We start from the raw sequence: 8,805 nt of genomic DNA, 5'->3' as shown, positions 1-8,805 counted from the left end.
CTTCAGCTCGGCGGGCCGGGCCGGGGGCTCGGGCATCGTCGGAGTCGGAGGGGCCGACTTTTCCTCGGCGGCCAGGGCCGGTGAGGAGAGCGCAGCGACGCCTGCCGTTAGGCAGAGAGCGAGGACTCGAACCGTTCTCCGCCAGCTCATGGTTTCGCCCATCGGCTCGACGGCCGTTCGCTCGATCCGAGCGAGTTCGACATAAGGCGCGACGGGCTCCCTCTCCTGGAAGGAGAGGGTTGGGGTGAGGTGCGTGGACTCACCGAAAAGGTCGCACACCTCGCCCTGTCCCTCTCCTTCCAGGAGAGGGGACCCGAGCGGCCTGCGAGATCTGCGAATATCGTAGTTCTGCCGGGCGGGCACGGGAATAGGAGCGAGGGCGGCCTTCATGTCGTCCTCGATCCCGTCATCACCGTGGCTTCACCGGAAAACCGGCCCCGCCACGGGGCCGGTCGGAGACGCGGTTTTTCAGCCTTCCGAGCGGGCGGCGAGCCGGCTCGCGCCGTAGGACAGGATCCCGGCGATGGCGAACAGGGCGACGAACGTCTTCACGGTGGCGGTGAACAGCGTCGGCTCGATGCCCGTATCGGTGTAGAGCAGGAGGCCGATGGCGGCGATCGGGATGAGCAGGACGATCAGGACGGGGCCCAGCGGGTTCATGGCGTACTCGCGTTGTCGGGACCGGGGTTCGGCCCTTCTCTCTGTAAAGCGGCACCGGTCATAGCATTGCTGCGCGCGGGAGGGGACACCCCGGACGCAACAAAATTCACGAGGATCCGGCCGTCACGCCGGGATGCGCACGGTGGCGCGCAATCCCCCCAGCGGACTGTCGTGAAGGGCGACGTCGCCGCCATGGGCGCGGGCGATGTCGCGGGCGATGGCGAGGCCGAGACCCGATCCGCCGGCATCCTGGCGCGCATCGTCGAGGCGGACGAAGGGCTTGAACACCTCCTCGCGGCTCTCGACGGCGATGCCGGGACCGTCGTCGTCGATGGAGACGAGGAAGGAGCGCGCCTCCGTCCGGCCGCGGATCGCCACGGTCTCGCCGTAGCGGGCCGCGTTGGCGGCGAGGTTGAACAGGCAGCGCCGGAACGCGTCCGGCCGCAGCGTCACCATGGCGCGGCCGTCGAACTCCACCTCGGCCACGTGGGCGCCGAGGCGCTCCACGTCGGTGCGCAGGTCCTCCAGCATCGACCGCATGTCGGTGGGCACGGCGGCCTCGCCGGAATCGCCGCGCGCGAAGGCGAGGTAGGCCTCCAGCATCCGGCTCATCTCGTCGACGTCGCGCTGGAGGTCTTCCACCTCGCTGGTCTGCTCCACCAGGGCCAGGGACAGCTTGAACCGGGTGATGATGGTGCGCAGGTCGTGGCTGACGCCGTTGAGCATGGTCGTGCGCTGTTCCATCGCACGCTCGATGCGCCGCTTCATCTCGATGAAGGCATGGCCGGCCTGGCGTACCTCGCGGGCGCCGCGCGGCCGGAACTCGATCTCGCGGCCCTTGCCGAAGCTCTCCGCCACGGCGGCGAGGCGAAGGATCGGCTTGATCTGGTTGCGCAGGAACAGGATCGCCACGCCGAGGAGGACCAGGGACGAACCGCTCATCCAGAGCAGAAAGATGTGCGAGTTCGAGGCGTAGGCCATGCTCCGCCGCGCGGTCACCCGCATCACCCCGTCCGGGATCTCGACGCGGATCTCGATGAGGCTGGACCGGCCCACCGTGTCGATCCAGAACGGCCGGCCGACCTGCTTGGCGAGTTCCTCCGAGAGGGTCTCGTCGAGGATCGAGAAGAACGGGCGCGGCCCCGGCAGGGGGAGCTTGGCCCCCTTCAGGATGTCGAGGTCGAGGTTCAGCCGCGTGCCGGCGATGCGGGTGAGGGTGTCGGCGTCCTTGTCCTGGGGGTAGCTCTCGTAGACGTCGATCATGGCCGCCACGTCGGCGGTGACGGCGGCCGAGAGGCGGCGGGTCACGAGCTGCCAGTGCCGCTCCATGAAGGTGTAGGCGATCACCGATTGCAGCAGCACCACCGGGGCGATGATGATGATGAGCGAACGGGCGTAGAGCCCCTTCGGCAGGGCGTTGCCGATGGCGCGGGCCACCCTCTTCCAGATCCGGCGCGGATGCGGCCTCGCGCGCCAGGCGGCGGCGGTTCTGGTTCTGATCCGCGACAGGTTCAGGCCGGCGAGGGCCATGGCGGGTCCCGTCTAATCGATCGCGAGGCGGTAGCCGATGCCGCGGACCGTCTGGAGGAAGAGGGGATTGCCCGGATCGACCTCGGTCTTGCGGCGCAGGCGGTTGATCTGCACGTCGATGGTGCGCTCCGCGGCGAGCCCGCCATTCCCGGCCAGCACGTCGCGGTCGACATTGCCGCCCTTGGCTTCGGCCAGGATCGTCAGGATCTCGCGCTCGCGGTCGGTGATGCGGATGGTCTCCTCGTCGCGGCGCAGCTCGCCCCGGTCGATGCGGTAGGAGAACGGCCCGAACGTCACCGTGGCGATGGTGCGGTCGGAGGGCGCCACGCCGTCCGGCCGGCGCTTGATGATGTTGTTGAGGCGCAGGATCAGCTCGCGCGGCTCGAAGGGCTTGGGCAGGTAATCGTCGGCCCCGATCTCGAGCCCCATCACCCGGTCGTTGGGGTTGGAGCGGGCGGTGAGCATCAGGATCGGCACCCGCGAGGTCTCGCGCACCTGCCGGGCGTAATCGAACCCGTTCTCCCCCGGCATCATCACGTCGAGGACGAGGGCGTCGAAGACGAAGCTCTGCGCCCGCTGACGGGCCTCCTCGACATTGCCGGCCGACGTGACCCGGAACCCCTGCTCGTAGAGATAGCGCGACAACAGCTCGCGCACCCGACGGTCGTCGTCCACCACGAGGATATGGGGGGCGTGGTCGGGAAGCTCGGCGCGGATTCTCGGCTCCGGGGACGCCATGTCAGCGACGGCTCCGGGCGCGGCGCGCCATCAGGCTGCGGACCGCCGCGCGCTCCTCGGGTTCGATCATCGCCATGAGAAATCCCTGTGCCGCGGCAAAGTCGTTCGTGTCCCGGGCGCCCTTCGGTTCGTCCGCCACCGGATCGGCGATGGCACGGGCCACCCGCCGCACCTGGACCCGCGTCAGCTCCGCCGTGAGCGTCGCGCCCGTCTCCGAACAATAGAGCAGCCGCTGGCGGCGGTCGCTCCGGCCGGTCTTCTGCACGATGTGGCCCTGTTCGATCAAATCCTTGAGAACCCGGTTCAGACTCTGCTTCGTGATCCGCAGGATGTCGAGGAGTTCGGCGATGGTCAGGCCGGGGTAGTGATAGACGAAATGGAGCACCCGGTGATGCGCCCGTCCGAAGCCGTATTCCGCCAGCATCCGGTCCGGGTCGCCGACGAAATCGCGATAGGCGAAGAACAGCAGTTCGACGAGGTCGTTCGTCACGCCCTCCGGAGCGAGAGCTGAATCCGCCGGCCCGTCATCCTCCTCGGACAGGGAAATGGGGGCCGGGCCCGTTGCCAGGGTGGATTGGCGCGTCACGTCCGGCGATGCCCTCGATATACGTCAGTGATGTTGACATATCTCAGGGGCGTTGATACCCGTCAAGCCTTCCCGAGGTCGGCTCGCCGCGAACGGCCGTCTTGCGGACCTCCGGCCTCGCGGATACTGCGCGGGGCATTGCCCGGCCATCGCGCCAACCCGATCGACCGACCCCGCAGGCGCGCCGATGCCCGCCCGCGGATTCAAGGAATTCGTCATGTCCGTGATCCCGTTCGACGAACGCGAGGGCACCATCTGGTTCGATGGCGTGCTGGTGCCGTGGCGCGAGGCCAAGATTCACGTGCTCAGCCACGGCCTGCATTACGGCTCGGCGGTGTTCGAGGGCGAGCGTGCCTATGGCGGACAGATCTTCAAGAGCCACGAGCATGCCGAGCGCCTGCTCCGCTCGGCGCAGTACCTGGATTTCACGATCCCCTACGGCGTCGCCGAGATCGAGGCGGCCAAGGAACTCGTGCTCAAGACCAGCGGTCTCACCGACGCCTACCTGCGTCCCGTGGCCTGGCGCGGTTCGGAGATGATGGGTGTCTCGGCGCAGAACAACACCATCCACCTCGCCATCGCCGCCTGGGAATGGCCGAGCTACTTCGATCCCGAGACCAAGATGAAGGGCATCCGCCTCGATCTGGCCGATTACCGCCGGCCCGATCCGCGCACGATCCCCTCCGCCTCGAAGGCGGCCGGCCTCTACATGATCTGCACGATCTCGAAGCACCGGGCCGAGAACAAGGGCTATGCCGACGCGCTGATGCTCGATTGGGAGGATTACGTCGCCGAATGCACCGGTGCGAACATCTTCTTCATTCAGGACGGCGTCGTCCACACGCCCCTCGCCGACCGCTTCCTCAACGGCATCACCCGCCAGACCGTCATCGACCTCGCCCGTCGGCGCGGCTTCGAGGTGGTCGAGCGGCGGATCAAGCCCGAGGAGATGGAGGGCTTTTCGGAGTGCTTCATCACCGGCTCCGCCGCGGAAGTCACACCGGTCTCCGAGATTGGCCCCTACCGCTTCACCCCGGCCACCATGACGAAGACGCTCATGGACGATTACACCGCCGAGGTTCAGCCGAAGGCGGTGGCGGCCTGAGCGGGTTTCGCGAGAGCGGATGCCGATACTGCGTCCTGAAACCCGCGACACCCTGAAGACGTCAGCGAGGTGAAGCGTTGGCGAGCCAACGCGAGCCGGCTTGGACCTGACGGCCCGCCGCGCAGGCCCGCACCCTGCCGGGCGGCGCCCGCGGCGGGGATGGCCCAGCGGTCACCTCGTGAGGCCTGCGAAAGTGAGGGGCAAGACGCACTGTCCCCGCTCGCTTGGGCCCCGTATCGCACCCGTCTCCGGTGACGAGGCATGGCCATCCCTCACGCGAACGGACGTGATGGCGGGGTTCGGTCGACACGCGAGCCGCGGACGTTTCCTTCTCGATCGAACCGATAAGAGAACACGGCGTTTCAGCGCCGCCCCCCTCTCATGACAACCCCCGTCCCACCGGATGGTGGGACGGGGGGCGGGCTAAGACGGCAACCGTCGATCGGGGGACCTGTTTCAGGCCGCCATGGGGCCGTGACGCCGGTGGCCCTTCACGTCGTAGCGGTCGAGCATCATCACCTTGTCCCAGACCCGCACGAAATCCGCCACGAACCGGCCCTGGCCGTCGCTGCCGGCATAGGCGTCGGCGATGTTGCGCAGCTGCGCGTTCGATCCGAAGACGAGATCGTTGCGCGTGGCCTCGAACTTCGTCTGTCCGGTTTCGCGGTCCTTGAGGGCGAAGGACGTTCCGGCCGCGTCGGTCTTCTCCCAGACCAGGTTCGTGTCGGTCAGATTCCGGAAGAAGTCCGTCGTCAGCACGCCCGCCCGGTCGGTGAAGATGCCCCGGCTCGAGCCGTCGTGATTGGCGTTGAGAGCCCGCAGGCCGCCGGTCAGCACCACCCATTCCGGTGCGGTCAGCATCAGCAGGTTGGCCATGTCGAGGAAGAGTTCCTCCGGCGACAGGCTCTGCGCCATCGCCCCGAACCCGTCATCGACATAGTTGCGGAAGCCGTCGACGACGGGTTTCAGCCACTGGAACATCTCGATGTCGGTCAGCTCCTGCGTGGTGTCGACCCGGCCGGGGGTGAACGGCACATGCGTCTCGACGCCGGCGTCCCCGGCCGCCTTCTCCACGGCGGTACAGCCGGCGAGCACGATGAGGTCGGCCAGCGAGACCTGCTTGCCGTCCGTGCGGCCACCGTTGAACTCGGCCATGACCCCGCGGAGTGCTTCGACCACGGGCGCGGCCCGTCGGTTGACGGCCCAGTCCTTCTGCGGGGCGAGGGCGAGCCGGCCGCCGTTGGCGCCGCCACGCTTGTCGCTGTCGCGGTAGGTCGAGGCCGCCGAGAAGGCCGTGAAGGCCAGATCGGAGACCGAGAGGCCCGTGGCCAGGATCGCCTGCTTGAGGGTGGCGATTTCGGCCTCGCCCACGGGGGCGTAGGCGGCGTCGGGGATCGGATCCTGCCATAGCAATCCGTCCTCGATTCTCACCTCCGGGCCGAGGTAGCGGTGCTTGGGGCCCATGTCGCGGTGGGTGAGCTTGTACCACGCCTTGGAGAAGGCCTGCGTGAAGGCGTCGAAATCGTTGAGGAACTTCTCGCAGACCTTGCGGTACTCCGGATCGACCTTCAGGGCGATGTCGGACGTCATCATCATGAGGGGATGCATCTGGCCCGCGACATGGGCGTCGGGGGTTTTCGGCGCGTTCGGATCCGTCGGGGTCCATTGCAGGGCACCGGCAGGGCTTTTGGTCTGCTCCCACTCGAACTTGAACAGGTTCTCCAGGTAGGCATTGTCCCATCGCGTCGGGTCGGGGGTCCAGCTGCCCTCGATGCCGTTGGTCATCGTATCCTTGCCCGCGCCGGTGCCCTTCGGGTTGTGCCAGCCGAGCCCCATCGCCTCCATCGGCGCCATTTCCGGCGGCGGCCCGATCTCCTTGGCGGGGGTCATGCCGTGGCTCTTGCCGAAGGCGTGGCCGCCGGCGATCAGCGCCACGGTCTCCTCGTTGTTCATGGCCATGCGGGTGAACGTCACGCGGATGTCGTTGGCCGATCCCTGCGGGTCGCCGTTCGCGTAAGGCCCCTCGGGGTTCACGTAGATCAGCGCCTGGTGGGAGGCGGCGAGGGGGTTCTCGAGGTCGTAATCGGCCTCGCCATTCTTACCGCGCCAGCGCTTGTCGCGGTTGACCATGTCGTCGAAGCTCGACACCGAGCCCATTTCGACGACCTCAGGACCCCAGTAGGTGGCGTTGTCCGCCTCCCAGGCGTCGAGGCGCCCGCCGGCGAATCCGTAGGTCGGCAGGCCCATGATCTCCAGGGCGCAATTGCCGGTGAGCACCATCAGGTCGGCCCAGGAGAGGGCATTGCCGTATTTGTGCTTGATCGGCTGCAGGAGGCGGCGCGACTTGTCGGTGTTGCCGTTGTCCCACCAGCTCGAGATCGGCGCGAAACGCTGCATCCCGGTGCCGGCGCCGCCGCGCCCGTCCGCGATGCGGTAGGTCCCGGCGGAATGCCAGGCCATGCGGATCATCTGCGGGCCGTAATTGTCGTAATCGGACGGCCACCACGCCACCGACGAGGTGAGGAACTGCTTGATGTCGCCCTTGAGCACGTCGAGGTCGATGGTCTCGAAGGCTTTGGCGTAGTCGAAATCCGGCCCGAGCGGATCGGCGGCGACGCCGTTCTGGTGCAGGAGTTCGACCCTCAAGCGGTGCGGGTACCAGTTCTCCAGGGCCGGGCGGCTGCCGAGGGCTCCGCCGATGCGGTCACCTCCGAACGGGCATCGCCCCTCCATCGGGAAGGATTCGGTATTCGTTTTGTCGATCGTGGTCTCGTTCATCAACATGTCCCTTGGCATAGAGTCGGTATCCCCGAATGGATCGGGCCGCCGGTCTGTCGCCGGCGGTTAGCGCGAGGCGTGCGACACCTCGGGAGACGGCAACCCTCGCGCGATCCGACACCGTGAGCGAAATTTGGCGCATGTCCCGAAAATCAAGGTGCCGTCGCTTCTCAAGCGGGCGCGACTGCTCCGGACGCCCTGGGACAGGCCGCCTCACATTTGCGCGAGTCCGCGATGCGGCAGCCGGTCCGAGTCCGCACGCCTCGGACCCACCTCCCGGAGGAGGGGCGAAGGAAGCGGAACTCATCGGCGAGTCCCCCGTTATGAGGAGAACAATTCATGAACGAGGTAGCGCGATGACGAAGAAGCAGGCGACGGACGAGAACGAGAACCCGAAGACGGCCGGTGGCGACGCGTCGAACCGGATCAAGGATCCGAGCGAGTGGACCACGGGTGACGAGCCAATGACCGGCGCGCAGGCCTCCTACCTCAAGACCCTGTCGGAGGAGGCGAAGTCGCCGGACTCCTTCGAGCCCGATCTCGACAAGGCCGAGGCCTCGAAGCGCATCGACGCCCTGCGCAAGGAAGCCGGACGGGACTGATCGTCCGTCAGCAGCGGTCCTCGCTATAGGCAGGACGGCAAACCGGGCGTTTTGTGTGACGCGTTTAAACGGTCGGCAACGATTTCCGGTGCAGGAGTACCTGCGCCGGCTTCGTCGAGGATCGCCCTGTTTCCATGACGCATGTCGAGACAACCGATACGACCGTGCGGGACCAGGCTGGGCATCGATCCCGTCTCTCGCAGATCGCCGCCCGGTTCGGCCGGGACACGCGCGGAACGACCGCCATCGAATACACGCTGATCACCGGTCTGATCTTTCTGGCGATCGTCACGGCCTTGCATCTCTATGCCGACCGGGTCGGGGCGATGTACCAGTACATTGGTGACGCCGTCGCCCGGAGCAGCTGAGGACCAGCGCGTCCCTCAGCGCCGCGTCGGGGCGGGCTTTGCCGTGGGCTTCCCCTTCGACGGGTCCATGGATGTCATCCCGTCGCGCCACAGGCTGTCGAACAGGCTCTGCATCGTCTTGGCATTCTCCTGCTGAGCCTCCAGCCCGGACTGGAACATCTGCTGCAACAGGTCGAACGGGTTCAGCGGTGAGACCTGTGCCGCTTCTGCGGGATTGGGCCTGGTGCCTGAAGCGGGCTTGGAGCCCGAGGCAGGCCTCGAACTCGCGGATGGATTGGGCTCGGGAAAGTAGCGTGCTGGCGGCAGGCTCCTCTGGGCCGGCGTGGCGCGGGAGGACGTGACGTCCTTCGGCGCGGACAGCATCGAGCCGCCCGCCGCCATGAACGTGTTCATCATCTCGGTCCAGTAGGGATGGGTCGGGATGCCGAAGGGGGAGGG

The 8,805-nt window shown here is 67.3% G+C and carries 8 protein-coding genes and 2 pseudogenes; 3 read left to right on the top strand and 7 right to left on the bottom strand.

Annotation, left to right across the window (positions count from 1 at the left end; translation table 11 throughout):
• From FPV16_RS25590 to FPV16_RS25570, 5 genes and pseudogenes are all read right to left on the bottom strand, one after another.
• Positions 1-279, bottom strand: a pseudogene (locus FPV16_RS25590) (hypothetical protein); the annotation flags it as partial.
• Between the two features lie 189 nt (positions 280-468).
• Positions 469-660, bottom strand: coding sequence for a hypothetical protein (locus FPV16_RS25585; RefSeq protein WP_027172102.1), 192 nt, complete (start codon positions 658-660; stop codon positions 469-471).
• Between the two features lie 123 nt (positions 661-783).
• Positions 784-2,190, bottom strand: coding sequence for an ATP-binding protein (locus FPV16_RS25580; protein WP_227441324.1), 1,407 nt, complete (start codon positions 2,188-2,190; stop codon positions 784-786).
• A 12-nt stretch (positions 2,191-2,202) separates the two neighbouring features.
• Positions 2,203-2,928, bottom strand: coding sequence for a response regulator (locus FPV16_RS25575; RefSeq protein WP_227441323.1), 726 nt, complete (start codon positions 2,926-2,928; stop codon positions 2,203-2,205).
• Between the two features lies 1 nt (position 2,929).
• Entirely contained in the window at positions 2,930-3,514 is a 585-nt protein-coding gene (locus FPV16_RS25570) for a MarR family winged helix-turn-helix transcriptional regulator (protein ID WP_413629410.1), read from the bottom strand.
• A 217-nt stretch (positions 3,515-3,731) separates the two neighbouring features.
• Between FPV16_RS25570 and FPV16_RS25565 the strand changes: the two genes are divergently transcribed.
• Positions 3,732-4,619, top strand: coding sequence for a branched-chain amino acid aminotransferase (locus FPV16_RS25565; protein ID WP_227441322.1), 888 nt, complete (start codon positions 3,732-3,734; stop codon positions 4,617-4,619).
• Positions 4,620-5,075: 456 nt separating this feature from the next.
• Here the strand turns inward: FPV16_RS25565 and katG are convergent, their stop codons facing one another.
• The gene (katG, locus tag FPV16_RS25560; RefSeq protein WP_227441321.1) at positions 5,076-7,397 is read right to left on the bottom strand and encodes a catalase/peroxidase HPI; all 2,322 of its coding nucleotides are present in this window, start codon (positions 7,395-7,397) and stop codon (positions 5,076-5,078) included.
• 356 nt (positions 7,398-7,753) lie between these two features.
• Here katG and FPV16_RS25555 point away from each other — a divergent pair, with 356 nt between their 5' ends.
• On the top strand, positions 7,754-7,999 hold the full coding sequence (locus FPV16_RS25555) for a DUF3072 domain-containing protein (protein WP_027172108.1): 246 nt from the start codon (positions 7,754-7,756) through the stop codon (positions 7,997-7,999).
• 134 nt (positions 8,000-8,133) lie between these two features.
• Complete coding sequence (locus tag FPV16_RS25550; protein WP_227441320.1) at positions 8,134-8,367, top strand: Flp family type IVb pilin; 234 nt, start codon at positions 8,134-8,136, stop codon at positions 8,365-8,367.
• A 15-nt stretch (positions 8,368-8,382) separates the two neighbouring features.
• Here the strand turns inward: FPV16_RS25550 and FPV16_RS25545 are convergent.
• Positions 8,383-8,805 (bottom strand): annotated as a pseudogene (locus FPV16_RS25545) (hypothetical protein); the annotation flags it as partial.

This window comes from Methylobacterium sp. W2 (genome assembly GCF_020662345.1).
Lineage (GTDB): Bacteria > Pseudomonadota > Alphaproteobacteria > Rhizobiales > Beijerinckiaceae > Methylobacterium.
This window is presented reverse-complemented; position numbering and strand designations above follow the sequence as displayed.

Coding starts and splice junctions, on each gene's coding strand:
- FPV16_RS25585 (WP_027172102.1), bottom strand. CDS start 660: ATGAACCCGCTGGGCCCCGTCCTGATCGTCCTGCTCATCCCGATCGCC.
- FPV16_RS25580 (WP_227441324.1), bottom strand. CDS start 2,190: ATGGCCCTCGCCGGCCTGAACCTGTCGCGGATCAGAACCAGAACCGCC.
- FPV16_RS25575 (WP_227441323.1), bottom strand. CDS start 2,928: ATGGCGTCCCCGGAGCCGAGAATCCGCGCCGAGCTTCCCGACCACGCC.
- FPV16_RS25565 (WP_227441322.1), top strand. CDS start 3,732: ATGTCCGTGATCCCGTTCGACGAACGCGAGGGCACCATCTGGTTCGAT.
- katG (WP_227441321.1), bottom strand. CDS start 7,397: ATGAACGAGACCACGATCGACAAAACGAATACCGAATCCTTCCCGATG.
- FPV16_RS25555 (WP_027172108.1), top strand. CDS start 7,754: ATGACGAAGAAGCAGGCGACGGACGAGAACGAGAACCCGAAGACGGCC.
- FPV16_RS25550 (WP_227441320.1), top strand. CDS start 8,134: ATGACGCATGTCGAGACAACCGATACGACCGTGCGGGACCAGGCTGGG.